Origin of the sequence: Sphingobacterium paramultivorum, from assembly GCF_014109745.1 — a bacterium.
In the GTDB taxonomy this organism is placed as follows: domain Bacteria; phylum Bacteroidota; class Bacteroidia; order Sphingobacteriales; family Sphingobacteriaceae; genus Sphingobacterium; species Sphingobacterium paramultivorum.
In genome coordinates this window covers 2,311,058-2,336,487 of the sequence record NZ_CP058555.1, presented here as the reverse complement: position 1 = coordinate 2,336,487, position 25,430 = coordinate 2,311,058, and the positions used below count along the sequence as shown (strand labels likewise).

Genomic DNA, 25,430 nt, shown 5'->3' with positions numbered 1-25,430 from the left:
CGGGTTAACGAGGTTTAAATTTGTCGCTAAGTCAAAGTTGATAATTTCTTTATTTTATAGCGCGCTATTGGCTAAATTTGATAGATTTCTTTAATGCATGAAAAACAAAAAGACACAGGCTTTAATTCCATGGCTCGATACCATTAGTCAATTTTTCGATACTTTTAGGATTGGCACAGCTGTGAATGATTTATTTAACGTCATGCGGATTGAAGACCAGGCAAAAGGCAAATTGCTTTTCATGCCGCTTTTCCGAGGTAATTTTTTTCGTATTTTAATCTGCAAGACACAGGGCCCCAGATTCCTGCTTCCTGACGAAACCATCTATACGTCAGCTAACAGTATTTACTTCGCATATCCCGGTAAAATGGAAAGCTGGCAGCGTGAGGAAACGATTTATGGCTATCTCATTTGTTTTACGTCCGAATTTGCTGGAATAGACCCTCTAAAACCCAAATTTGAAAAAGATTACCCATTTTTTATGCGTGGAGCCAATTCACTTCTGAGGCTTTCGCAGCAGGATATGGAAAAGGTATCGCACACAGCCGAAACGCTGCTTCTTGAAATGAAATCGGGACAGGAGGATAATTTTGAAATGATGCAAACTTTATTAAAGATATTGCTTATCCAAATCCGTCGTCTGTATTATAAAGATAAGGAGGTAAAAACTCCTTTTCAGTTAAAACAGGCCTCCCTGATGGTCAAGTTTAGAAAAGTGCTCGATGCTTATGCTATTGACGCCCCCGATATACGAAAAGAAGGAAGGCCAACGGTTCGAAAAATCGCAGATGAACTGAATCTCACAGCTAGCCATTTGAATTTTTTAGTAAAAAAATATACCGGGCACACGGCGTTGTTTCATATTAATGAAAAGCTAGTGCTGGAAGCAAAAAGTCTTTTAACACACACCGATCTGCAGGTGTCAGAAATAGCTGATCTATTACAATTTAATGAAGCAAATTATTTTAATCGGTTTTTTAAAAAGATGACGGGTCTAACTCCTACGGCATACCGTCAAGACGCTTTGCAGCTTATGAAAAGTCCACTTACGATTTAAATCGATAAAAAGTCCAATTATTGCCTCAATCCGTATAAGTCTTCTGCGGCGAACATTCTTGAAATTTGTATCATTTAACAAATAATAGAAATGTACAAATTAATTACAAATGACAGAACGGCCACAGACGTATCTATGTTTCCGGTTTATATTCTTTCTTTGGCAACTTTCATTGTTTTTTTTCAGGGATTCATGGTCGCGCCATTGCTTCCACTGCTATCCGAACAGTTTGGTACGACTACCCGGCATGTGAGTTTTATTGAACCATCTTACCTGCTCGGCTATGGATTGTTTACATTGGTATATGCGCCTCTAAGTGATCGCTTTGGCAGGTTCCGGATAATTGCGCTGTGCCTAATCATCTTTTCCGTATTGACATTACTGACCGCTTACGCCCATGGAATCAACCAGATGATTTTCCTTCGTTTGCTGACCGGCATCGGTGCCGCCGGTATTGCCCCCACAACCATTAGCTGGATCAGCGATCGGTACCCGTACGAAAAACGGGGGCACGCGCTTGGGATATTCTTTGGTAACATGGCAGGTGGCACAGCTTTCGGATCCAGCGCAGGCGCTTTGATCACATCGCTAGTCGGTTGGCAATGGCTTTTTATTGGCGTTGCGAGCATCGCGCTGCTTATTTTGCTGCTGATTGTCATGTATCAAAAGGACATATTTAAAGCAAATGAGACGGTCCGTGGAGTTAAGGAGAACATTTTCCTCGTCTTCTGCAATATCCTGTCGAGCGGAAGAGCTAGGCATACCTATTTCTATGTTTTGTTTAACGGGATGTTCCATGGTGGTATTTTTGCCTGGCTGGCTTATTTTTTCTATAGAAACTATGGCCTCGACGAATTACAGATTGGGCTAGCCTTGTTGGGGTATGGTATTCCGGGCCTATTACTAGGTCCATTACTCGGAAAGCTTGTGGACCACTATGGAAGACAGAGAATAATACCTTTAGGTTTATTTTTGGGAGCACTTACCGTATTGCTGCTCAGCCAAAATCTAAATCTTGCAGCATCCTGTGTTTTAGTGGCTTTACTTTCACTCGGATTTGACCTCTCGCATCCTTTGTTTGCTGCTATTGTCACCACATTCAGTGCACAAAAAGGAGCGGCGACAGGGCTTTTTGCATTCTTTCTTTTCTCGGGTTATGGCCTTGGGAGCCTTTTACTGAGCCTGATTGTCAATATCGGTCTGGAAAGCGCATTCCAGGTATTCGGCGGGTGCCTTTTACTGGCAGCGATTTGCTCGATATTTGTTTTTAGGAAAGAAAAGTAGTTACTTAAATCCTGATCTCCGTAGTTCGTCATAGCATTGAATAGATCTTATTTCATCGTTTAAAACAACTTGTTCCCCTGGGTGGTTTTATGAACGTAGCGGCGTATCATACTGACCCACTATAACATTTAAAACGTGTGGACCGACAAAAATTGATGATTCAAAACAAATTGCTGAAAATGAAAAATATAACGATTTTACACACAGCCAATGAATTTATTGCAAAAGGAGATTATGAAAGCTTCTTAGCTTATTGTACTGCAGAGACGAAATGGTTTTTTGTAGGGGAGCGTATTCTCCATGGGAAAGAAGAAGTTCGCGCTTATATGAAAGAGTTCTATCAGGAACCGCCAGTTTTTAATGTTGAAAAATCTATCGAGGAAGGTGATTTTGTTATGGTGACCGGAGAAATCAGGTTGAGAAATAAGGAAGGAAAATATGATCATTTCGATTATTGCGACATTTGGCGATTCGAAGATGGAAAAATGGCAGAGCTTAAAGCATTTGTCATTGAAAAACGGCGATCGCCGCCACCCTCATCCGAATAGGCTTAGTATTTGATCTATTTCATATTTGGTTATACAATAATCCTTAATTTTGATGGAGGTGTGTGACTTTTAACCGGATGTGCCGTAGTAAATTTTGAGGGGAAGGTCATGGCTTATAAACGGACTAAAACAATGGAAAATGAATTAAAATACCAGGCAATAAAACCTGACAAGTCGTTAGCGGATTTTGTTGAAAGCTTTTGGCTTTTACAAAACCAATCGGATTGTAATAGAGAGGTTGTAGTATTGCCAGACGGAAGAGTTGATCTATTTTTCACGCAATCTGCAACCGAGCCTTTCCACGTGACGCTTTTGGGTATCCAAACTCAGCCGGGGCAGGCGACCATTGCGCCTTTGCGACAGACTTACGCCATCAGTTTTAACCCGCTTGCAGTCCAATCTGTTTTTCAGACCAGCATCGCCAACTTGGTGGACAGGGCAACTCTCTTGCCTCCTAATTTTTGGAACTTTAGTGCCGACGACCTGAATAACTTTGATTCGTTCTGCGCGAAAGCGACAAATAAAATACAGTCGCTTTTGCCGCTTGAAGTTGACAACAGGAAACGGACACTGTTCGACCTCATTTATGCATCAAACGGGGCGATTACAATTAAAGAACTTGCCGCGCAATCGTTTTGGAGTCGGCAACAGATCAACCGTTATTTCGATCAGCAGTTCGGACTTACGGCAAAAGCATATTGCAATATTATCCGCTTCCGTGCTTCCTTTCAGCATATCAAAGAAGGCAAATTGTTTCCACAACAAAACTTTGCCGATCAATCCCATTTTATTAAAGAAGTCAAGAAACTTGCTGGTGTTTCACCAAAAGAACTGTTGAAGAACCAAAATGAGCGTTTTATACAATTTTCAACGCTCAGGCCCACGTAATTTTGTTCAGTCAAAAAAATTAAATTGTACTGGATATGAAATTACAAGACAAGAAAGTTGCAATTGTTGGCGGTGGTCCTGGCGGACTCACATTAGCCAAACTCTTACAATTAAAAGGAGTAAATGTAACCGTGTATGAACGTGATAGCAATAAAGAAGTTCGCCAGCAGGGAGCGACACTGGATCTGCACGAAGAAAGTGGTTTGGAAGCTCTTCGAAGAGCAAATTTGATGAACGAATTTAAAGCTAGCTTTCGACCCGACGCGGGACGTTTAAGGGTGTTGGACGAGCAGGCCATCATCAAAATGGATGAGCACGAGCTTCAAGATAAGGATCAGGAAGATCGCCCTGAAATTGATCGTGCCCCTTTGCGTGATATTTTAATAAACGCATTGCATGAAGATACAATTGTTTGGGACAGTCAGTTTATTTCAATGGTAAAACAGGATCATGGCTGGCTTCTGCATTTCAAAAACGGAAAATCTTTTTACGCTGACCTTGTCATTGCAGCCGACGGTGCAAACTCAAAAATTCGCCCTTACCTAACCGATATTAAGCCGATTTATTCTGGCGTTACAATTGTTGAAGGGAATATCTACGAAGCCGAAAAAAACACGCCGAAACTTTGGGAAATCACAAAAGGCGGAAAAGTCTTTGCGCTTGGAAACGGACAATCCATTATTTTAAGTGCAAAAGGAGAGGGCAGTTTATCGTTTTATACCGGTTGTAAAGTTTCCGAAAATTGGGTGCAGGAAAGCGGCATTGACTTTAATAACAAGCAACAGGTTTTTGATTGGTTTAAAGTCGCGTTCTCCTCCTGGAGCGAAAAATGGCATGAACTTTTTGCAAGTAATGAAATTTGGTTTATGCCGCGACCACAATACCACTTTCCGTTAGACCAGACTTGGACAACATTATCAAACTTGACCATGCTTGGTGATGCAGCTCATCGTATGCCGCCATATGCCGGTGAGGGTGTAAACCAGGCGATGCAGGATGCTTTTGAATTGGCCGAGAATCTGACATGCGACCATTTTCCGGATATTCAGACTGCAATTTCAAATTACGAAAAACAAATGCAGGCAAGGGCGGCAGCAGTAACAAAAGATACGTTGCAAAACACTGAAATATTGCACGCTGAAGACGGACTTGATAATTTGCTAGCGATGTTTACCGAGCGGAGGTAAACATCGCTCTGCCATTTCGTAGCAAAAACCACGATTAATCCAGTGGATAAGCAAGCTACTAATGGTCAATACCCCGGATTGGCAAGAAGCTAACCAAAAAACCAATGGCCATGTTTTTTTACACGGCTACTGGTTAGCGGGTAAAAAAGGATTATAGGCCGATGCGGTTAAACTATACGTATTTATTTGTATTTTTAATCCTGTAGATGGTATAAGTGCTTGTAAGCTAATTTGTAAACCGTAATGCCAAGTGTGTAGCTGAATAAGGAAACATCCAATAACGAAACAAGAAGGCACAAAATATGAAGTATATCTTTTATTTATTTTTCTTAATCTCGATCAACGCAAAAGCACAGGATATTGAGGTTTTATTAATCGGTGTTTCCCATGATTATAGTAAATATCCGACCCAGGATTTTTCCAGCATCCATCATAAAATTAGAAAATTTAAGCCCGATGCCTTTTTTGGCGAGTTCCTGAGTAGCGAAGACGAGCGGTTGCTGATGGATTATTGGTGCAAACAACCGAATATAAACCGGCTAAACAAACTTAGGAGCAATCGACCTATAAAAGAGGTATTACTGCAGCATACTATTGACAGCTTGAAGAAACGATCCAATCAGCAACCCAATGATTATCGTGTAAAAGCCGATTTAGCGCATGCCTATTATCTTGATCAGGATGTGGCAAATGGGCATTATCAATTTTGGCAGGTTTATAATTTCCTGCGGCATCAACCTAATGCTGAAATAGAACATTATATCGAAAAATTGCTTAGCCCTGGGGTAGATACCACTGGACGAAGTATGAAAAGGCTAAAAACTTCTGAGTATGCCTATATCGCCTTCCCGATGATGCAGGAGCTAGGCATCGAGGAACTGATGGCTATGGATTGCCAGGACTATGATCTGAATTGGCAAGCATCGTGGGGAGCATTTGACGCGAAATTAGTCTTGTTCAGGAAAGATATGGCCGATTCCTCTAAAAACCAGTTAAAATCAGCTTTGATTGCTATTAACAAGGGGTTTGAAAAATATGCTCATATCGAAAAGTCTTCAAATAGGGTAACGGAATGGTTGAACACGGATGAGGCCGCGGAGATTTCCGCCTCGGGAGATTTTTACTTGCCTGTTCTATATAATATGAATGGATTTCCCAAAGAAGAAATGTTGTCAAAAATACATTGGTGGATTATGAGAAATGAGGGCATGTGCCATAATGTTGTCAACAGGGCTAAGGTGGTAGGGGCGAAAAGAGTCGTAGTCCTAGCTGGGGCCAATCATAGAAAATACATGCAGGACATTTTCAAGACGATGCCTGCTGTAAAAGTGAGAAACATCAATGAAGTTGACTAGTAGAGAAAAGAGTAGGCTGGTATAGCGAAAAGGAAATCGACGAGAGCAGCGCCATTTTAATTTGTATTCTCTTTAATCGGCAAGAACTCTCTTGAGCAGACCCTTCGAGCATCGCGCAGTGGGGTGGCGGAAAAAGAGAATGTCTTATTTTATCAGTTGTAGGGAATAGATCTTAGTACCACAATCGATATTTGTGTTAATGAAAACTTAGAAAAGCATGAAGATATAAAAGCAAATATCATCAATAGACCACAAAAATATAAAAGACCTTCACGTGCACAACTTCAAGAAACCAACTGACCTATAGTTCGTCAGGCAGATACCATAGTATAGTTACAACGTATTTAATATGTCACTAAGTTGATCAATTTTAAAATTGGATCGGACAACCCTGTTTTCCTTTGTATTAACGATGACATAGCGTGGAAATGAATATATACCCAATTCCTTTTGAAGGTTGGGGTAATCTCTGTTCTCAAAAATGTAGTTTTCATAGGTATATTGATGTTTTTCCAAATACTGCTTCCATGTTGTAAATTTGTCATTAACAGCTATGCCTAAAAATTTAAATTTTCCATTATCCTTATACTCATTCACGATGCGCTGTAGCTCAGGGTGCTGAGCTATACAGGGGCCGCACCATGTACCCCAAAAATCAATAACTAGGTATTCAGTACTATTGTAAAGTTCCCTGATATATTTTTTTTCTCCACGCGAGTTTATTATGGTAAAATTGGGGACAGGTACATTTTCTTTTGGTTTATATAATGTAACCATATCCTGATATTTTTTTAAAACCCGTTCACTGTCAAAATATGGAGAGTTTTCTTTCTTCAGCAGCTGAATGAGCTGATAAATCGAATCTTTATGTTGGAAGACAGTACTAGAATTGTAAAAAGATAAGCTAGGGTATTCCAATAGAAATGTGAGATGCTCTTCGCTGAGCTTATTTGCCGAATATTTTGTAAAAATTTTCAGGAATTCGGTCATTCTATTGTTATCACCCCTAATCTGTTCCTCTAAAGCTGGAATATTGGTTAAATCGAGCGTTTTTGCTGTGGCTTCAAATTCAGAAAATTGTTTGTTCAAATCGCTTCCATATACTTTTAATTGATGTGTGTCTATATTTATGCCCATCGTTAGATCATTGGAATCAATAATAAAAGAATAAAAGAAGTTTGGTGGGAAAATCTGGTGTCTACGGAAAAAACTGGAGAAATCCTCTCGGTTTGTGAATACACTGTCTGACAGGGCTAGTTGCGCAAAATTGAAATGACCTTTATCAAGAATCTTGTTTATTACAAACTCGCCAGTTCCACTTTTAACTTCCGTTTTAAAGACATCATTATTAATTAATACGTAACTATATGCTGGTAAGGTGTCTGCATAGACTTTAAATTTTAACCGAATGTTTTGGCCATAATTATTGCTGATTGCCAAAAATGTGAAAATGAGAACGAATAGGAACTTGGTCATAATTTCTTGCTTAAATTGAAGTTAAAGAAAAAATATGAAAAATAGTGATAATAAGTGTTCTTTTTAATGTATCTATCCAGATTCTTCTAAAGAATTTGCAATCGTAAGGAAAGCATTAAGTATACCTTGTTGATTTGTATCCAATTCTTTAAGGTGTTTTTCTTTTGAGGAATAATAGAAATGAAAGAACAACAGATGGCTCAACGATCCAATCGGTGGTTTTATCGACAGTTTCTGCCCATTCGATGGATAGCGAAATCTACGGGCGATTAAAATACATAGATTTACATCAGTGAAACAAAACAAACCTTTAAATTAAATATTATGGAAATTATACAAACACCCGAAAACACGTTGAGTCATTCAACAGTAACTGCAATCATCAATGCACCAATTGAAAAAGTAAATATTGCAGACTGGTTATTGAACCTCCCAGACGCAGAATACCAGAGATGCTCTACTCAGCATATTGGTGCTGCAATCTCGACGACATTTGACGGAGAACCAGTGTCACTTAATGTAGAAACCATCGGAGATGCATTAATGGTACAGCATTATGTAGCAGTTGTGCACGAGCCTGACTACTGCCGTATGCTTTCCATTTCGGATTCAATTACCAAAGGTGGCCGTACAAAAGTTCAGGTGCTTTGGGAGCTTAAGGCGACCAAAATTGGCGACACTACCTGTCTATACACCAATGAGATCCATGCGACTGCAACTACCGAGATGCTGGCCTATATCAAAGAAAATGGGATCAATCTTTCTGACGCCGCAGCAGCAAGACAGGCAGCTTCAGATGCGCACAACCACGAGGAGACACCAAACTTTGCTAAAAGTATCGAAAATAAGGCGCTTACAGGAAAGTACAATCAACCATTCTAGTTAAAAAAATGGGTGAATTACAGGAGACCCGCTCTAAAAATTCTTTAAAAATGGAAGAGACATTATTTAATCGATTGATCGGTACATGGACATTGGTGGAACTGACAGAAGTCGCGCTTGAAAGTGGAGATATTTCCTATCCCATGGGCAAATCACCCAAAAGCTTGATCATATATAATCCTGACGGCTATATGTCAGCGCAGATTATGAATCCCGAACGGGAGAACTTTAATCAGGAACATTGGAAAGGAGCTAATGCAGAAGAGTACATACAGGAAGTATCTACCTATTTGGCTTATTCAGGCCCGTTTTATGCGGATGAAGAAAAACAGATATTGAGCCATACGATGTTTATTTCGCTTTTTCCAAACTGGACCGGTCAAACGCAGAATAGGGTCATACATTTTGAAAATGAATATCTGATTTTGGAAAGTGGCAAACCTTTTTTTGCAGAGGGGAAGGAAGTTGTGCACAAACTTAAATGGAAAAGAGCTGAAAATTTAAAAACAAAAAGTTGAAACATATGAAAGCTGTCGTTATAACAAACTACGGTGGTCCTGAGGTGCTATAGTTGAAAGAATTTGAAACGCCAATACCCATAGCAGACAGTCCTGATTGAAGTAAAAGCAGCGGGTCTCAATAGATCTGATATTTTTCAACGGGAGGGCAATTATCCTGCTCCCGCGGGTGTACCGGCAGACATACTTGGTCTGGAGATAGCCGGTATAATCGTAGCATGTGGTCCGCAGGTCACAAACTTTAAAGTGGGGGATAGGGTGTGCGCATTGCTCGCTGGTGGTGGATATGCCGAATTTGCATGTCTGGCCACTTCTAGAATCAAAAAAGCTCCGACCTGTGATCTTTCAGACATTTCCCTTTAGTGAAGTATCCCGGGTACATAAGCTGTTAGAAAAGGGCACACATATCGGTAAGATTACTCTTGTTAGATAACGCTGGTAATTTAAATTAAAAAAAAACGCTAAAAACATTCATATTATGAAAGCAAATATTGGAATAAACGAAGCAAGCACAGATGCTGTTGCTGCACAATTGGCAAAATTATTGGCCGATGAAACTGTACTTTATATCAAGACCCGAAACGCACACTGGAACGTCACCGGAGACAATTTTCATGCAAACCATATCTTCTTTGAGGAGCAGTACAAGCAGTTGGACGAACTTATTGATAGTGTTGCAGAACGCCTACGAAAAATCGGGCATTATGCACCAGCAACCCTGAAGAGCTACCTGGAACTGACTCACCTTACCGAGTATAGTGACAGGACAAATGATGGTCTTGGCTACATGAAAGACCTGCTGGCAGACCACGAAAGTATCATTGAATTTTTACGTGGAAACATTACACCTTTTGCCGAGGAATATAAAGATTATGGAACCAGCGACTTCATTACGGGACTGATGGAAAGCCATGAGAAGATGGCATGGATGATCCGTTCTTATTTTAGATAGGAGCTATTGGTGAGCGATAAAAAAAGAAAGTAATAAGTATATTTGTCATAATAACATATATACTTATTACTATGAAAGCTCTGATTGTTGACGATAATGATATTGCAAGAACGACCTTGGCCCATTTGGCAAAGCAGGTTCCGGATCTTACCATCGTGCAGGAATTTTCAAACGCTATGGAGGCCTACCATTTTATTCAGAAAAACGAGGTTGACCTGCTCTTTCTAGATATTGAAATGCCTGAAATGACAGGTATTGAGCTTACCAAAAGTTTATCTGGTAAAGATACAATCATCATTTTCACTTCCTCCAAAAAGGAATATGCAATCGAGGCTTTTGAGCTTAATATCGCGGATTATATTTTAAAGCCCATTTCTCCTGTCCGGTTTTTACAGGCCGTAGAGAAAGCCCAGGCAATCCTGGATAGCCGAAAAGACCATGTGCATATCAGTAACGATGAATTTTTGTTTGTCCGAGATGCTAACGTGACAAGACGCCTGAAGCTTGAAGATATCTTTTACGCAGAGGCAATGGGAGATTATGTAAAATTTTATACAAAAGAAAAGATGTTTGCCATTCATGGCAAGATGAAAACTGCGGAAGAGCGTTTACCGAAGAATGATTTTATCAGGGTGCATCGGTCCTTTATTGTATCAATCAGTAAAATAGATACTTTACAGGACGGTGGTATTGTGATAAACGGTACATTCATTCCGGTAGCAGATGCGTATCGCAAGGCTTTAAATACAAGAATGAATGTATTTTAAATCACCTACTGTTTTTTTTCTTAAGCTATTACTTAACCAATCCTCTTAACTTTTGTTTATGACAAGTAATTCTATAATGAACAGTAAACGGTTTAGCTACTTTATAATTCTGACATTTATAGCGGGAACAATACTGCTGATTGCCGTTCAGGTCAATTCGGCCAGAAATACAGAAGCACTTATTCATAACAATAACACACTGCTGAACGAGTTGCGTGCGAGCAATCATCTGCGGGAAATCGATCGCGATATCCTTGGTGTGGAAAGTAGGATCAGAGCATCAATAGCCACTAACGATACGACCCACCTGGAAGGTATCGATAAAAAGATAAATCAGATCGAGAACTTTCTGGATTCCTTGTCCAGGGATAATTCCGATCCTGTTGAAGAAAAGCTTATACAACGGCTGGGCGTCCTTGCAATGGACAAAAAAATAGTCCGTGATCAGCTTTTGGCACGGTATAATTCTCTTGGAAACATGGATGATCAAACCTCAATTGCCAATCCAAGAGCCCGAATCATTTCCAACGAAATTACGGGAATAACAGCTAAGATCTATAGAAGTAGGCAATTGCACATGAGTGAGCTCAGCTTGCAGAGTGAGGAAATGGGCAGAAAAGCACGGCTATACGATATTTCCCTATTGGTTTTATTGATTTTGAGCGGTTCGGTAGTCGGTTTCCATATCCTACGCCAGTTCCGCCGGCAACGTGTGCTGATCGAGGAACTGGACGCTGCGGAAAAGAAAGCTTCCATTGCAGCGCAGACCAAGGAGAACTTTCTTGCCAATATGAGCCACGAAATCAGAACCCCGCTCAGTGGAATTCTCGGATTTACAAACCTGCTGCAAAAAAGAAGTCTGGACGCGACCTCTTCTGAGTTTGTATCATCCATTCAACAATCAGGAGAGAATTTGATGACGATCATCAACGATATTTTGGACCTTTCCAAAATCGAGGCTGGTATGATGCGCATCACTGTCGGTACATTCAGTATCAGTGGGTTGTTAAATTCTGTAGAAACATTCTTCACTGAAAGGGCAAAAGAAAAAGGGCTTTCGATTTCAAGTAAGGTCGATGTCTCCATTCCCGATACACTGACAGGGGATGCAACCAGGTTAACCCAGATTTTGGTAAACTTGATTGGAAATGCCATTAAATTTACCAAACAGGGCAGTATACATATCGAAATTTACCAAAAGAGCAGGAGCGAAAAGGAAGTTGTGGTTGGATTTGTCGTCACAGATACCGGAATTGGAATTGACAAGGAAAAACTCAATGAAGTTTTTGAACGCTTTAATCAAGGCGAAGATTCCATTACCCGCAATTATGGCGGAACAGGACTTGGATTGTCTATTGTAAAAAATCTGATTCTACTGCAACATGGTGATATCGAGGTTCAGAGTGAGCAGGGAAGAGGGACGACTTTTAATTTTTTTATCCCTTATGGGATAGCACAGGAGCAATTGTTAGCCGCTTCGGTGGTCGATACCGATTATTTCAAAGATTATTCAAATTTACCACTTCATATTTTAGTCGTTGATGATAATACGATGAACCAAAGTCTGATGAAGCATATGCTGGGGCAATGGAATGTAGATTTTGACATTGTTTCCAATGGACAGGAGGCCGTTGAGTATCTAAAAAATAATCACGCCGACCTTGTGTTGATGGATTTACAGATGCCCCAGATGGATGGTTATGCTGCAACGCAGCACATCAGGGAAGTGTTGCAATTGGATATTCCGATCATTGCCATGACTGCGCATGCTTTGGCAGGTGAACGAGAAAAATGCCTTAGCAGAGGAATGAACGAATATATTTCCAAACCCATCAATGAAGAAGAGCTCTTTAAGCTTATTTCACATTTTGGCATCGGATTCCAGCCTAAAGTGCAGTTTGAAGACAGTGCGGATAAGGGGAAGTTTAACTATTTGGACCTTGCTTACATGCATTCGGTAAGTAGGGGAGACAGCGCTTTCGAGCGGACAGTCACCCGCCAGTTTATCGACAAAGTTCCAGGCCAGCTTCAGGAGCTAAAGGCCGCTTACGCAAGTCAGGATTTCTCCAGATTTAAATTAAGGGCACATGATTTTAAAACCAGCGTAGCCATTATGGGATTGCTTCCTGTGCTTGATGATAAGCTGGGAATACTTGAACTGACAACCGAACAGAACACCTTATCGGAAGGTGTTTTAACCGAAGTCGTACAGATCCTTACCACAGCCGTCGAAGAAGCTCAACGTTTATTAGCAAGCTATACGAACTAAGTTCTACATGAACAATACGTAATTGAAAAGATCATCAGGTCATGCTTGATGATCTTTTTTGTTGTCTGTTTAACGACTCATTTTGCCCATTCGTCGAATGATTTTTGAAATTGGCTAATTGTTCGTGTAGTTTTATAGTAGCAAAAAGAAAATACATATTAACAGTTAAACCAAATAGCTATGAGCACTTTAAAACTAAAAGACGGAACAGAAATTTTTTACAAAGATCAAGGACAGGGTCCAGTATTGATGTTTCACCACGGCTGGCCATTATCTTCTGATGACTGGGATGCACAGGTGATTTTCTTCCTACAGAGAGGGTATCGCGTAGTCACTCATGATCGGAGGGGCCATGGCAGATCGAGTCAGGATATTTATGGACACACCATTGAGCAGTACGCTGCTGATGCTGCCGAACTTGTTGAATTTCTTGATCTCAAAGATGTCATTCATATCGGTCACTCAACAGGCGGAGGTGAGGTAATTCGTTACGTGAACAAATATGCTGATGGAAGAGCAAAGAAAGCTGTACTTATCAGTGCTGTTCCTCCGATCATGGTACAAAATGAAAGTAACCCCGATGGTGTGCCAATGGAGGTATTCGATAATATCAGGGATCAGACTTTGAACAATAGACAACAATTTTATATCGATCTAACACTTCCTTTTTACGGTTATAACAGAGCGGGAGCCGATATTAAGGAAGGAATTCGGAGAAACTGGTGGAGACAGGGTATGATGGGGGGAATTGTTGCCCATTATGAGGGTATCAAAGCTTTTTCTGAAACAGATTTCACAGAAGATTTGAAAGCAGTTGATATTCCTGTCCTGGTGCTGCACGGTGAGGATGATCAGATTGTTCCTTATGAAAATGCCGGCGTTAAATCTGCTAAACTCTTAAAGAACGGAACCTTGATTACTTACCCGGGCTTTCCGCACGGTATGCCTACAACAGAGGCTGCTACGATCAATAAGGATATTTTAGCCTTTATTGAATCTTAAAACTTCCTTACCAAAAAATATAAAAAGTGAGCTGCATAGCTCACTTTTTTTGTTAAGGAGCAATTAAGAATTTCCCACTCAATATAATAAGCTTTTAAAAATCTCTTGCTATAGCGCTGGTTCAACGATCATATCTGCCTGTTCACCGAATGTCGGTATTAATGAAGTCCTTTCTTCGGTAAATTTACTTTAGTAACAAACAGGAATATCAATCGTTAAAAAGAATATTATGAAAACGACATCATTAAGCTTCAAGTATGAATTAGAAAAAAAAGAACCACGCACAAATGATGGTGGTACCACCAGAGGTGCTTCTGTAACCGACTTCCCGGCTTCGATCGGAATTGCGGGTGTATCGATGCGATTACAGCCGGGCAGTATGCGAGAGCTCCATTGGCATGCAAATGCTGCTGAATGGGCCTACGTCATTTCAGGAACCGTTCGTACGACCATTATTCATCCGGACGGTCATAGCTATATCGACAATTTTGAATCGGGTGATGTGTGGTATTTTCCGAAAGGCTATGGACATTCGATTCAGGCAACAGGAACTGAAGAGTGTCACTTTATCCTGATATTCGACAACGGTAATTTTTCCGAAGACCACACGTTTAGCGTAACTGACTTCGTCGCCAGTATGCCTCCAGAAATTGTCGCACAGAATTTGGGGTTGACATTGGAAGAAGTTGCTGCGCTGCCGAAAAAAGAAGCCTATTTCGCCGCAGGTATTGTCCCGGATGAATTGTCGTTTAATGCTGCTGCAAGACCAGAAGAATCTGACATAGAACTTACCAATTTACATCGTTATCCGCTTCACGCCCAGCAGCCTAGAATCATTCCCGGGGGTGGTCTTCAGCGATTGGTTACAAGTAAGGAATTTCCGATCAGTACGACCATGGCCGGTTCTATTCTTGAATTGCAGCCTGGGGCACTTCGGGAAATGCACTGGCATCCGAATGCCGACGAGTGGCAGTATTATATTTCGGGCCAGGCGGAGATGTCTGTTTTTCTTGCCGAGGGTACTGTAGTCACCGAACAGTTCAATGCAGGTGACGTAGGCTATGTACCCATGGGAGCTGGACACTACATTAAAAATACAGGTGATACGGTATGCCGTGTTCTTATCGGATTTAACAACGGGAAATATGAGTCTATTGATCTGAGCGAATGGCTTTCAGGCAACCCTAAAGATGTCGTGGTGACAAACTTTGGCTTAGCAGATGGTGAAATTGAAAAATTTCCATCTAAGAAGATTTTTATTCAACCTGAAAAATAAAACTTATGCTGCCTGAAAAGAAAGTTTTTCTACGAGCGTTCTTTCTACTTGCATCTGCATCCATATTGCCTATATCAATTATTAAACAATAAAATTATGTTAGAACAAAATACTGTTGCACCAAATTTTACATTATTTGCAACACCAGACCAGAAAGTTACATTATCCGAATTTAAGGGCCGTAACGTGATTTTAGCATTCTATCCTGCCGATTGGAGTCCAGTCTGCAGTGATCAGATGGCACTGTATAATGAAATGCTCAAGTACTTTAAAAAGTATGACGCAGAATTGTTCGGAATTTCCGTGGACAGCAAATGGTGCCATCTGGCTTTTTCGCAGTCGCGTAACCTACACTTTCCGCTACTTGCAGACTTTGAGCCAAAGGGTGAGGTAGCAAAAAAATACGATGTCTATAATGAGCATGAAGGTCAGTGCAACCGCGCTCTTTTTGTAATCGATAAAGAAGGTATCATCCAATGGTGCTACAAATCACCGACGGCGGTAAATCCCGGTGCAGATGGAATATTGGAAGCTCTTGAAAATCTTAAAATAAAATAGTTATGTCATTAAAAATACCTGTCAGTATAACTGACCACGCCCAAGGCAATCTAGATGCCGATTTAGTTATCGTAGAGTATGGTGACTATCAATGTCCTTACTGTGGAGCCGCTTATCCGGTGCTAAAGAAGCTCTTGAAAAAATTTAGCGGAGAGGTGAAATTTGTATTTAGAAACTTCCCGCTTTCAGAAATGCATGAATATGCGCTTCCGGCCGCGATCGCTGCAGAAGCTGCTTTTTTGCAGGATAAGTTTTGGGAGATGCACGATGCCATTTACGAAAATCAGCGGAAGCTTGACGACCAGTATCTTTTTAAAATAGCAGAAAAAATAGGATTAGATATGGAAAAGTTTAAGTCCGATATACAAAAAGAGGAGCTGGTGAATAAAATTGATGCCGATTTTCAGGGCGGAGTGATTAGTGGGGTCAATGGGACACCATCGTTTTATGTGAATGGCAAAAAATTTAATGGCGCGGCTGAGGACCTTTTTGAGCTTTTTACTAGGTCAACAGGGGAAATCTAAGTAAAAGGACTCTTGAAATTCCTGAGCAATGAATAAAAGCATTCTGGATGCTATCATCGCAGATACCATAAGATGATTCCAGAAGTTCATTCCATCTGAGATTACAGTAAACAATACGCTAAAAATAATGATCCGCAATTATGGGCCATAAGTTTGTTCTATATTATTTTAATCTGTTTAGATCCATTAAACGGCTACCTATTGGTAGCCGTTTAATGGATCTATAATCCTTAGATCGACTCGATCAATGTTAATCCTTTTCCTCCATTTCCAACTGTGGAGGAATTAATTTATACATCACTGGTGTAACAATTCTTGAAAGAATAGTTGAGCTGATCAGTCCTCCAATCAGCACTATTGCTAGCGGAGCGATAAGCGGGTTAGGATTCAGCGCAATAGGAAGCAATCCACAGATTGCGGTTATCGAAGTCAGAACAACCGGTAGAAAACGTGTTTCGCCAGCCAAATTCACCGCGTCATCAATACTATGTCCTTCTAAACGAAGCTGGTTTGTAAAGTCCACCAACAAAAGTGAATTTTTTACCTGAATTCCTGAAAGTCCTATAAAACCGATAATGGATACCAAAGACATGGGATTACCTGTCAACAACAAGAAAACGACACCTCCAAGTATCCCGAGCGGTATAATCGATAACACGATAATAATTCCTTTGAATGTCTTGAATTGCAGTAGGAGTACACCAACAAATAGGAAACCGCTGAGCAAGATCACTGAAAGAAAATTTCCACCCAATGCATCACCTTCTGATTCTGCTTCACCTGACAATTTATAATAATAGCCCGGAGGTAATTTCATTTTATCGAGCTGGGGAACAATATCCTTTAGAATGTCATTGGCATATACGCCGTCTTTGGTAAGCGAAGTGACTTTGGCAAATCTCGATTTGTTAAAATGATTTATGGCGGTCGGAGAGGTCTCGAAACCAATAGTGGCAATCTGGTCAATTTGGACCGGTGTTCCCTGGAGATTGTTTACATAAAGTCCCTTTAGGGCACCAAGGTTAGCGAACTTTTCACGCGGAAGTGTGATTACTACATTACGTGAATCACCTCTGTTATCAATGTAATCACCCACATTAAGTCCTGCAACCGCCATGCGGATCACCTTGTCAACATCACTGGTCAGCACGCCCAAGGTCCTTGCCTTTTCTTTGCTAACGGTTACTTTTACATCGGATTTGTAGGCATTGAGCTCATTGTTTACAAAGAATGTTCCCGGATGTTTCCGTAAAATTTCTTCGGCTTTAAAAGAGAGCGCTCTTAGGATATTCTGATTTTCCCCGAATATACGCACAACAATGTTTGCTTCAATAGGAGTTCCCTGTTCAAAATCCTTCACCTCAATTCTGGCGAGCGGAAAATCAGCAAACTTTTTGCGTAATGATTTTATCAGCTCCTGTTTGGACTTTGGGTTGGCTTCTTTTTCCATCTGAACGAATATCTGCGCGAAATCCGGTTTGATATCCTGCTGATGTACATTGTAATAGATCTGCGGATTACCTTTCCCTACATTGGAAGTGAAATATACAATTTCTTTATGCTGCTTTAATTCTTTTTCAACAAGTTTCGTCACTCGGTCGCTTTCAGGAATATCGGCCTGTAAAGGTAATTTGATGTTGATCAGGAACATCGGTTTTTCAGATGTCGGAAAAAGTTTGAACCCTGCCAATGGAAATAGCAGAAAGGCAACTACACTCAAAATTAGTGAGATTCCTACGGTGACCTTGGGCCAGGATAGTGCTAAAGGCATCATCCTGCGATAAGAGAAACTTAAAAACTGCTGCAATTTTTGAAGGAAAAAGTTTCCAGCACCATGTGTATGCGTTTTTAGCATCCTACTACCCAAAAACGGGACTAAGGTAAGCGCTACGAGCATTGAGGCAAGCACACTTGTAATGACCGCAATTGGTAAGCTACGGATAAACTCACCAGCAATATCGGGAAGGAAAGCAAGGGGAAGAAAGGCGATGACCAGCGTAGCCGTACAGCCAACTACAGCAATGCCAATCTGCTTGGTTCCTTTTAAGATAGCATCTGTTTTTGAATGACCTTCCCTGAGCCATCGTTCAATATTCTCTACTACAACGATACTGTCATCAACCAATAATCCCAAAGCCACAACAAGTCCTACGATACTCAGCTGGTTAAGCGAGTAGCCCATCAGATTCATCGCGATCAAGCCCAGTGCAAGTGATAATGGAATGGAAATCATAACGATCAATGAGGCACGGAACCCAAGTGGGAGCAGGGTGATAACAACCAATAGGATCGCAAGACCAAAATCAAAACCCAAATGTCCCAATCGTTTGGATACCATGTCCGCCTGATCAAAATTTTTGACCATTTTGATGTTTTCCGGAAGGTCTTTGTTGAACGCGTCCAATACAGGCGTGTATTCTTCTTTTACCTTGCTGATATTGACATTGTCCTTCATTGCTGCTGTCACTAGGATACAGCGATGTCCATTGAGTCGGGTAATGTGATTTACTATTCCGTCTTTATAACTGACCTCAGCCACATCCCGTAGGTAAACAATTTTGCCATTGGCGTTGTATATAACCGTGCTGGCAACATCATCCACATTTTTGAACTTACCGCTTGTCTTTACATTGAACACTTTACTGTCGAGGTTGATGCTTCCACCCGGAATATCAGCCGCTTCACTCTGGAGACTTCCTATTACCATACCCAGTGGTATTTTTAGCTGTGCCAGCTTATCCAGCTGAATGTCAATCCGGATTTCCTGTTCAGGAATTCCGGCATATTTGACTTCCTTAAGGTCGGTTATCTTTTCCAGACGGGTTTTGAGTATATCCGCCTGATCGCGCAGCAATTTGGCAGATGCTATATTGGAAACCAAGGCTACCTGGATAATTTTGACATCGGAAGAAGCGACTTTTTCGGTCTTGAGGAGATGGATATCCTTGGGAAGTTCACTATTTTTAAGTGCATTGATCTCCGTGGAAATTTCCTGATATTTATTGTCAACATCAACACCATACTTAAATTTTGGCTGGATTACAGCGACTCCATCTTCAACCGAAGTCAGGATTTTTTCAATGTTATCGAGTCCGTAGATCTTATTTTCAATGGGTTTTACGACCTGTTCTTCCATATCTTTGGGACTGGTACCCGGATATATCGCAGTAATGATGTATTGTGGCGAATGTGTTGTCGGATCTTCCGATCGCGGCATAGTGAACAGTGTCAACAGCCCAACAACTGCGAAAAGAACGAATATGATCAGCGTAAACTGATAATTCTTTACAGCGAAATTTGTTATTTTCATCGGATGTAGGATTACTTGATTATTTTAATGATGGACTGTTCGTTCAGATAGGCACTGTTTGAAACGACAATATTATTGGCTCCCTCAAGCTGTCCTGTTAGATAAACTTTATCATTGTCAAACTTTTCAATATTGACCGGTATTTTTTTAACTTTGTTGTTGCTGATAGCCGTAAATACAAAGGCTTTTTTTCCATCGGCTTCGACAAGTGAACTGTAAGGGATAACAATGGATGTTTGCTGTTGGTCTGTGGCAATTTCTGCCTTACCGAACATACCAACAGCTGGGATTACACCCTTTAGATTTAATTTTAGTTCAACCTGAAAAGAACCGATTTGTTGGTCAGCAGACTGTAGCTTTCTTAAAACACTTGCTTGAAAAACTCGATCAGGATAACCATCCAGTTTAACTTTTGCAAGCTGTCCTATTTTTACTTCTGCCCATTCAAGGTCCGTTACGCCAACTTTTAATATATAGCTTGTATTTTGTTTAACCGAATTGGTTAAAAGCACTGGCATACCACCACCAACAACTTCACCTTCACTGGCAATCTTTTTAGCTACAAAACCATCTGAAGAAGCATAGATCTTTGCGTACCGTTCATTAAACGCAACGGCTTCCTTAGATTTCTTTGCTATATCAAGAGCTGTTTTTGTGTTTTGTAATTGCTCAAGGGTGAAGACGCTATCCTTGTACAGACTGGCCGCTCGGGCATAATCGCGTTGAGCCTTTTCTACGCCCAATACGGATTGGGCAACGCCGGCTGCGATCTCCGTTGTATTAAGGGTCGCTAAAAGTTGTCCCTTTCTGAAAAATTGTCCTTCATTCATTAGAATACTGCTGATAACTCCGCCTATCTTGAATGAATAATTGGTCTCATCTTCTGTACTCACTAAGCCAGTCACCTGTATGGTACCGGAAGTATTCAATGATGAGATAGGGGATATTTTGACTGATATAATATCGGGTTCACTAAGTGAACTTTTACGTTTTGGTTCCTCATTGCAGGATAGAATAAATAGGCCCGAAATAAGAAGTATGAATTGAAATTTTTTCATTTTTTTATTTTTGAATGTTAAAACTAGCTGCGGCACGTTCAATTGCTGCATAAGAAATCCATGTGTCAAAAAGGGCGATATTTTCCTGAAGCTGGGAGTCTACCCATTGATTTTGTGCATCCAGCAATTCGATATAGATGGCCATGCCTTCTTTGTACATCAGTGCTACATCTTTGTAGTAAGTTTGGCTTGTTGTCAACTGGCTTTGCGCGGCTTGATATTGCGCAATAGCGCTTAGCATATTGGCCTGACGGACTCTGAGTTCGGTCAATAGTTGCTGCTCAACATATCCCGTCTGGGATTCAATAGCGTGATGCTCTGCAATGGCCTGTTTTATACGATTGGTATTTTTACCTGAAGCAAAGAGATCCCATTGTAAGGACACCCCCATTAAATAGTAACGGCTTTGCTTATTGAATTTCCAGTCAAAAGCCTGCGAACCCAGATCCATGCTTGCGCCAATTTTGGGGATGAGGTATGATTTTGCCAGTCCGGTCAGGTCTTCATTGATCCCTTTTGCTATTTTAAGTTTTGAGAGTTCCTCACGAGCAGAAACATTGTCCATAAGGGATAGGTCCTGCTCTGGCAAAGTGGTTATTTCATCAACCGCAATGCTGTCCGATAAGGGTCTGTTTAGCAGAAAATTAAAGTAAAATTGTGCAGATTCCTTTGTTTTTTGAGCAGATATTATTGAAGCGTCTATTTTAGAAACTTCATTTTTACTGCGTATCACTGCTGTCCGGTTGATCTTCCCGTTGTCAAAAAGTTTCTTATTCACACGCTCTCCCTCAACAACAAGTTTACGGTAGGAGAGGTAGATCTTTTCGGCATTGACGGCTTTCAGATAATTGTAATATGAAGTTTTGATTTCTTTGACCAACTCACGTTTATAGAGCTGGACTTCCGTTTTTTGAAGGTCAATCTGCTTGGATTTGATCTTTTTGTTATAGCTAATTTCCGCATTTAAGATCGGCTGGGTAACACGGAATTTTGCATCGTAAAAATTATCCGGATTAAGCTGTTCATTTCGGTTTTGTAACTGAGGAAAAGAGCTTGTTCCAGTGAGCTGATTTAAGGTAGAGTAAACATTATTCAGCATGTCACCAACTGGAATATCTATGGTGCGACCACCATCTGCTTTTGTATAGGTAGTCGAGAAAGTGACATTGGGCTTAAACATACTTTTTGCCTCCTCAAGAGCATATATGCTTTTTTCAAGCATGAAATCCTGCTGATGGATGATCTGGTTTGACTGGAGCCCTTGTTGGATATAATCCTTCAGAAGATTTTGTGCCCTTGTAATTTGTACGGATAAAATGGTGCAGGATAAGCTGCACCAAAATAAAATATTTTCCATTAGTTTGATCATTGTAATTAATTTGAACGGTGTTCAATATAGGTGTAAAAAAAAGGACTATCCTTTTTCCAATAATGAAACGAAGCATTCGTATCCATATTTCATGAGCTCTTCGTTGGTCTTGTTCTGAAAGATGGTTGTGCGATCCTTACAAAATAAGGCACATATGCCGTGCATCGATGAAAGTATCATAAACGAAAAGTACTCAACATCCATTCCTTTAAACCTTCCCTGTGCCTGACATTCTTTTACGAGCCCCAATAGGTGATTGATCGCTTCCTGCGCAATTTGAAAACCACCCTTCTGAGATGACTTCTCCGGTTCGTCGGCTATAAACATCAGGTTATAATAATCCTTATTATCCTGCGCAAATTGAATAAAGGCTCTTCCTACGGCTTTAAGACGTTCAAAAGGATCAGCCACATGGTCTAGCACTTTTAATTGTGATAGCATTATCCTGAAGCCTTCTTTATGAAGTTCATGAAAAATTTCACTCTTGTCTTTAAAATGGAAATAGATTGTTCCAGGACTGTAATTGATTTCGCTCGCAATGTTTCGCATGCTGGTGTTTTCATAGCCTTTTTCAAGAAATATCTTTCGTGCAGCATCCAAAATACGTTTACGCATTTCCTGTTTTTCTTCCTGTTTTCTTTCTGCTATACTCATTTTATGATAACTATGAATCGTTAAAATATTGTTCATTCCATTTTAGGAATGGGACATTCCGGGACTGATTTTACCCATGATTTTAACTGCTGCTTTTCGGCTTAAGAATCTAAAGCCAAATAGCATCAATCTATTTTTTAACCCCTGAACAATTCTTGGTTTGCTTCTTTTGCTTATTGCATTTATCAGTTCATCAGTAACTTGCTGGACTGAGGAAACAACAAATTTAGGAAATGCACTCGTTTGGCTCCCTGCGTTTGAATGGAAATCAGAGTCGGCTGCACCCGGGTTAAAGCCCGCGACAAATATACCCTTATTTTTAAATTCGTACCACAGAGATTCAGAAAAATTGGCGACAAAACTTTTTGTTGCCGCATATACGGCACCTCCTGGTAATGAGGAATGTGCTAGGATCGAAGCTATATTGATCAGTGCATCTCCAGATTTTGCATGCTTTAGAAATGCATAGGATAGAGCAACGAGAGCTTCCATGTTGAGTGTCATCGTCTCGATCTGATTTTCCAATGGAATGTCAACAAATCTACCATAAGTACCATTGCCTGCGTTATTGATAAATAGGTCGTACTTATTGCTGACTAAATGATTACTGAGATAAATTATATCCTCTTGATTGGTTAGGTCGAGTGGTAGGATGTGATGGTGGTCCCGTCCTAGAGACTCTTGCAGCGAGCCTAGCTTTTCTTCGTTGCGTGCAACCAAGGTTAGAAGATATCCCTCTGCTGCCAGCCGTTTTGCAACCTCCTTACCAATACCGCCACTGGCTCCGGTTACTAATGCTTTTTTCATTTTACAAAAAATTTAAATTAATGATACTGCAAATCTATTGAACACTGTTCAATAAAAAAAATATTTTTTACAAAATGTCTTTTTTGACGATAAGATATAATTCGATGGGGAGTTCAGAAATGAAATAGGCAATAACATTTACCACTTGGCTACTGTCCCTTTGGAATTTACTTGCAGTACTGAAGTTATAAATAATTTAGACCAATGAATTTGCAGAGGGTTCATTTGGTAACAAATCTTACTAGAATACCTTATACAATGTCAGGTTTTAGGAAGGTGTTATTATTTTTAGATTTTTAATCTTAAAGTTCCTTCTTCTATTGAATAAATTTAATTTGGTAATATTCTTATTTTTGGGGTAGCCATTGTTGTATAGTGTCATTGGCCTCATAGAGGGAGATAACTTTTTTATGAGCTGCTATAATAGCTGCTTGATGTGCAATGGTTTCCTTTTGTTGTTCAATCTCTTGCGCAAGCAAACTTATTTTATTATCTAAGTGATCTTTTTTTACCAGATTATCCATAACAGATTGCTTAAGTTTAGTGAGACTTTCACGTCCCTTACCCAGACGAGATAAAATAGGTAACATGGCCAGAATGTTCAATATTTCAATCGATTTGTCCTGCGGCTCTTGCGTAGTTACAAAGTCATTTTTGGTTATTCCTTCTTCAATTACCGAAGCAAGCCAACCCGAAAGAAGATCATAAAATTTTCCTACTTCCAATTTGATATTGGAGTCTATATCGTTCATATCCGAGGAAATGGAAACAATGGGACACATCTGTCCTTTATCAGCTAAATCCACATAAAAGTCGATCAGTAGAGATAGCTTTTCCTCCGGTTTCTGTTGCGATATTGTTTCAAATAAAGCAGCTTGTATATTTTGAGAATAATGTATTATCTCGATGATAAGGTCTGATTTGGTTGGGAAATAATAATGTATTGAAGCATTTTTTATCCCTATTTCGCTTGCGATGTCATGGAAACTGAATGCATTGAAACCATTGTTAGATAGCATTTCTGCCGCTGTGCTGACTATTTTCTCTCTTGTTGTCATAATCTATCTACTAGTAGGTAGATAAAGATAAGATTTTTATAACAAATAGATTAGCTAAATTCTTTTTGTGTGTTAAAAACAGCAACAGAATCTTATATTATGAGCCTCTGTTTTTAAGTTTGCAATAGGATAATCCATTCTTTATTTTAAAAGGTAGTTTTCCGAACGATTCAAAGGTTCCAAAAATATTGTAATCTAAATCAAACCAGAGGAATTCCAGGGTTAAGCATTGAACCGTCGTGGGATAATTCCGTTGCCATCGCATCTGCAAAGTAAAGGGCCTATTTGATTATTTTATAAAATATCAAATGAAAGCGAATTAGCCATTGTTATAATGGTACTTTTCATAAATTAGGTTAATAACAGGTAGTAAAAACCTTGAGATCCCCCTCCTCAAGGTTTTTTTATTTTTTTCAAACGAATATTATATTTCGGTTGTCCTTTATGCGAAAAATGAGAAGATTGCTTTTGCTGGCTTGATTTGCACTTGTTAGGCCAGCATTTTTTGAAACCGACTATCCCATTATTGGGATCATAACTATATATATCAGGGCTGGTTTATTCCGGCCTTTTTTGTGCCCACACAATCAGCATCATAGGCCTTCTGAGTTCGTCTGCCATTCCGACAACA

Annotated in this window: 24 protein-coding genes; 17 read left to right on the top strand and 7 right to left on the bottom strand. The window is 40.1% G+C overall.

All coding sequences use genetic code 11. From position 1 onward, the window contains the following. The first annotated feature begins 97 nt into the window (after nt 1-97). The 6 genes from HS960_RS10175 (at nt 98) to HS960_RS10150 (ending at nt 6,319) form a co-directional block, all read left to right on the top strand. Nucleotides 98-1,057 carry a helix-turn-helix domain-containing protein gene (locus tag HS960_RS10175; RefSeq protein ID WP_182332515.1) on the top strand — a complete coding sequence of 320 codons (960 nt, stop codon included), beginning with the start codon at nt 98-100 and terminating at the stop codon, nt 1,055-1,057. 90 nt (nt 1,058-1,147) lie between these two features. After that, a complete protein-coding gene (locus HS960_RS10170; protein ID WP_182332513.1) occupies nt 1,148-2,341 on the top strand; it encodes an MFS transporter in 1,194 nt (397 codons plus the stop codon). Nucleotides 2,342-2,520: 179 nt separating this feature from the next. Beyond that, nucleotides 2,521-2,889 (top strand): nuclear transport factor 2 family protein, encoded by a 369-nt coding sequence (locus HS960_RS10165; protein ID WP_182332511.1) that lies wholly within the window; start codon nt 2,521-2,523, stop codon nt 2,887-2,889. Nucleotides 2,890-3,021: 132 nt separating this feature from the next. Further along, the gene (locus HS960_RS10160; RefSeq protein ID WP_182332509.1) at nt 3,022-3,777 is read left to right on the top strand and encodes a helix-turn-helix domain-containing protein; all 756 of its coding nucleotides are present in this window, start codon (nt 3,022-3,024) and stop codon (nt 3,775-3,777) included. A 35-nt stretch (nt 3,778-3,812) separates the two neighbouring features. Continuing rightward, the gene (locus HS960_RS10155; RefSeq protein ID WP_182332507.1) at nt 3,813-4,964 is read left to right on the top strand and encodes an FAD-dependent oxidoreductase; all 1,152 of its coding nucleotides are present in this window, start codon (nt 3,813-3,815) and stop codon (nt 4,962-4,964) included. A 302-nt stretch (nt 4,965-5,266) separates the two neighbouring features. Then, on the top strand, nt 5,267-6,319 hold the full coding sequence (locus tag HS960_RS10150) for a DUF5694 domain-containing protein (RefSeq protein WP_182332505.1): 1,053 nt from the start codon (nt 5,267-5,269) through the stop codon (nt 6,317-6,319). A 333-nt stretch (nt 6,320-6,652) separates the two neighbouring features. On the opposite strand, the gene HS960_RS10145 is transcribed toward HS960_RS10150, so the two are convergent. Next, nucleotides 6,653-7,795 carry a TlpA family protein disulfide reductase gene (locus tag HS960_RS10145; protein ID WP_182332503.1) on the bottom strand — a complete coding sequence of 381 codons (1,143 nt, stop codon included), beginning with the start codon at nt 7,793-7,795 and terminating at the stop codon, nt 6,653-6,655. A 324-nt stretch (nt 7,796-8,119) separates the two neighbouring features. Here HS960_RS10145 and HS960_RS10140 point away from each other — a divergent pair, with 324 nt between their 5' ends. From HS960_RS10140 to HS960_RS10095, 11 genes are all read left to right on the top strand, one after another. Next, complete coding sequence (locus HS960_RS10140) at nt 8,120-8,677, top strand: hypothetical protein (protein ID WP_153845587.1); 558 nt, start codon at nt 8,120-8,122, stop codon at nt 8,675-8,677. Between the two features lie 50 nt (nt 8,678-8,727). Further along, nucleotides 8,728-9,195, top strand: a complete 468-nt coding sequence (locus HS960_RS10135) for a lipocalin-like domain-containing protein (protein WP_159732296.1) — start codon at nt 8,728-8,730, stop codon at nt 9,193-9,195. Between the two features lie 93 nt (nt 9,196-9,288). Then, entirely contained in the window at nt 9,289-9,558 is a 270-nt protein-coding gene (locus HS960_RS10130) for an alcohol dehydrogenase catalytic domain-containing protein (protein ID WP_228280347.1), read from the top strand. Beyond that, on the top strand, nt 9,533-9,628 hold the full coding sequence (locus tag HS960_RS27150; protein WP_227550139.1) for a hypothetical protein: 96 nt from the start codon (nt 9,533-9,535) through the stop codon (nt 9,626-9,628). The genes HS960_RS10130 and HS960_RS27150 overlap by 26 nt, the downstream gene beginning before the upstream one ends. Nucleotides 9,629-9,673: 45 nt before the next feature. Next, nucleotides 9,674-10,147: a Dps family protein gene (locus HS960_RS10125; protein WP_182332501.1), complete on the top strand. Its 474-nt coding sequence runs from the start codon at nt 9,674-9,676 to the stop codon at nt 10,145-10,147. Between the two features lie 71 nt (nt 10,148-10,218). Beyond that, nucleotides 10,219-10,914, top strand: coding sequence for a LytR/AlgR family response regulator transcription factor (locus tag HS960_RS10120; RefSeq protein ID WP_182331728.1), 696 nt, complete (start codon nt 10,219-10,221; stop codon nt 10,912-10,914). 76 nt (nt 10,915-10,990) lie between these two features. After that, a complete protein-coding gene (locus HS960_RS10115) occupies nt 10,991-13,183 on the top strand; it encodes an ATP-binding protein (protein ID WP_182332499.1) in 2,193 nt (730 codons plus the stop codon). Between the two features lie 180 nt (nt 13,184-13,363). Further along, nucleotides 13,364-14,185: an alpha/beta fold hydrolase gene (locus HS960_RS10110; RefSeq protein WP_159732305.1), complete on the top strand. Its 822-nt coding sequence runs from the start codon at nt 13,364-13,366 to the stop codon at nt 14,183-14,185. Between the two features lie 229 nt (nt 14,186-14,414). Further along, nucleotides 14,415-15,461, top strand: a complete 1,047-nt coding sequence (locus tag HS960_RS10105; RefSeq protein WP_182332498.1) for a cupin domain-containing protein — start codon at nt 14,415-14,417, stop codon at nt 15,459-15,461. 96 nt (nt 15,462-15,557) lie between these two features. Beyond that, nucleotides 15,558-16,019, top strand: a complete 462-nt coding sequence (locus HS960_RS10100) for a redoxin domain-containing protein (RefSeq protein WP_153845593.1) — start codon at nt 15,558-15,560, stop codon at nt 16,017-16,019. 2 nt (nt 16,020-16,021) lie between these two features. Next, nucleotides 16,022-16,543 (top strand): DsbA family protein, encoded by a 522-nt coding sequence (locus HS960_RS10095; protein ID WP_153845594.1) that lies wholly within the window; start codon nt 16,022-16,024, stop codon nt 16,541-16,543. Nucleotides 16,544-16,793: 250 nt separating this feature from the next. Here the strand turns inward: HS960_RS10095 and HS960_RS10090 are convergent, their stop codons facing one another. The 6 genes from HS960_RS10090 to HS960_RS10065 form a co-directional block, all read right to left on the bottom strand. Next, nucleotides 16,794-19,853, bottom strand: a complete 3,060-nt coding sequence (locus HS960_RS10090) for an efflux RND transporter permease subunit (RefSeq protein WP_182332496.1) — start codon at nt 19,851-19,853, stop codon at nt 16,794-16,796. Between the two features lie 11 nt (nt 19,854-19,864). Continuing rightward, nucleotides 19,865-20,911 (bottom strand): efflux RND transporter periplasmic adaptor subunit, encoded by a 1,047-nt coding sequence (locus HS960_RS10085; RefSeq protein WP_153845596.1) that lies wholly within the window; start codon nt 20,909-20,911, stop codon nt 19,865-19,867. A gap of 4 nt (nt 20,912-20,915) precedes the next feature. Beyond that, nucleotides 20,916-22,268 (bottom strand): TolC family protein, encoded by a 1,353-nt coding sequence (locus HS960_RS10080; protein WP_202883781.1) that lies wholly within the window; start codon nt 22,266-22,268, stop codon nt 20,916-20,918. A 57-nt stretch (nt 22,269-22,325) separates the two neighbouring features. Beyond that, the gene (locus HS960_RS10075) at nt 22,326-22,970 is read right to left on the bottom strand and encodes a TetR/AcrR family transcriptional regulator (protein WP_153845598.1); all 645 of its coding nucleotides are present in this window, start codon (nt 22,968-22,970) and stop codon (nt 22,326-22,328) included. 6 nt (nt 22,971-22,976) lie between these two features. Next, entirely contained in the window at nt 22,977-23,741 is a 765-nt protein-coding gene (locus HS960_RS10070; protein WP_153845599.1) for an SDR family NAD(P)-dependent oxidoreductase, read from the bottom strand. A gap of 347 nt (nt 23,742-24,088) precedes the next feature. Next, on the bottom strand, nt 24,089-24,799 hold the full coding sequence (locus tag HS960_RS10065) for a TetR/AcrR family transcriptional regulator (RefSeq protein WP_153845600.1): 711 nt from the start codon (nt 24,797-24,799) through the stop codon (nt 24,089-24,091). Nucleotides 24,800-25,430: the final 631 nt, after the last annotated feature.

Bases quoted from the DNA above. Each gene is read 5' to 3' on its own strand.
- HS960_RS10090 (WP_182332496.1), bottom strand. From the start codon at position 19,853: ATGAAAATAACAAATTTCGCTGTAAAGAATTATCAGTTTACGCTGATC.
- HS960_RS10125 (WP_182332501.1), top strand. From the start codon at position 9,674: ATGAAAGCAAATATTGGAATAAACGAAGCAAGCACAGATGCTGTTGCT.
- HS960_RS10075 (WP_153845598.1), bottom strand. From the start codon at position 22,970: ATGAACAATATTTTAACGATTCATAGTTATCATAAAATGAGTATAGCA.
- HS960_RS10105 (WP_182332498.1), top strand. From the start codon at position 14,415: ATGAAAACGACATCATTAAGCTTCAAGTATGAATTAGAAAAAAAAGAA.
- HS960_RS10140 (WP_153845587.1), top strand. From the start codon at position 8,120: ATGGAAATTATACAAACACCCGAAAACACGTTGAGTCATTCAACAGTA.
- HS960_RS10145 (WP_182332503.1), bottom strand. From the start codon at position 7,795: ATGACCAAGTTCCTATTCGTTCTCATTTTCACATTTTTGGCAATCAGC.
- HS960_RS10115 (WP_182332499.1), top strand. From the start codon at position 10,991: ATGAACAGTAAACGGTTTAGCTACTTTATAATTCTGACATTTATAGCG.
- HS960_RS10065 (WP_153845600.1), bottom strand. From the start codon at position 24,799: ATGACAACAAGAGAGAAAATAGTCAGCACAGCGGCAGAAATGCTATCT.
- HS960_RS10080 (WP_202883781.1), bottom strand. From the start codon at position 22,268: ATGGAAAATATTTTATTTTGGTGCAGCTTATCCTGCACCATTTTATCC.
- HS960_RS10155 (WP_182332507.1), top strand. From the start codon at position 3,813: ATGAAATTACAAGACAAGAAAGTTGCAATTGTTGGCGGTGGTCCTGGC.
- HS960_RS10070 (WP_153845599.1), bottom strand. From the start codon at position 23,741: ATGAAAAAAGCATTAGTAACCGGAGCCAGTGGCGGTATTGGTAAGGAG.
- HS960_RS10120 (WP_182331728.1), top strand. From the start codon at position 10,219: ATGAAAGCTCTGATTGTTGACGATAATGATATTGCAAGAACGACCTTG.
- HS960_RS10160 (WP_182332509.1), top strand. From the start codon at position 3,022: ATGGAAAATGAATTAAAATACCAGGCAATAAAACCTGACAAGTCGTTA.
- HS960_RS10170 (WP_182332513.1), top strand. From the start codon at position 1,148: ATGTACAAATTAATTACAAATGACAGAACGGCCACAGACGTATCTATG.
- HS960_RS10165 (WP_182332511.1), top strand. From the start codon at position 2,521: ATGAAAAATATAACGATTTTACACACAGCCAATGAATTTATTGCAAAA.
- HS960_RS10150 (WP_182332505.1), top strand. From the start codon at position 5,267: ATGAAGTATATCTTTTATTTATTTTTCTTAATCTCGATCAACGCAAAA.
- HS960_RS10135 (WP_159732296.1), top strand. From the start codon at position 8,728: ATGGAAGAGACATTATTTAATCGATTGATCGGTACATGGACATTGGTG.
- HS960_RS10110 (WP_159732305.1), top strand. From the start codon at position 13,364: ATGAGCACTTTAAAACTAAAAGACGGAACAGAAATTTTTTACAAAGAT.
- HS960_RS10175 (WP_182332515.1), top strand. From the start codon at position 98: ATGAAAAACAAAAAGACACAGGCTTTAATTCCATGGCTCGATACCATT.
- HS960_RS10100 (WP_153845593.1), top strand. From the start codon at position 15,558: ATGTTAGAACAAAATACTGTTGCACCAAATTTTACATTATTTGCAACA.
- HS960_RS10085 (WP_153845596.1), bottom strand. From the start codon at position 20,911: ATGAAAAAATTTCAATTCATACTTCTTATTTCGGGCCTATTTATTCTA.
- HS960_RS10095 (WP_153845594.1), top strand. From the start codon at position 16,022: ATGTCATTAAAAATACCTGTCAGTATAACTGACCACGCCCAAGGCAAT.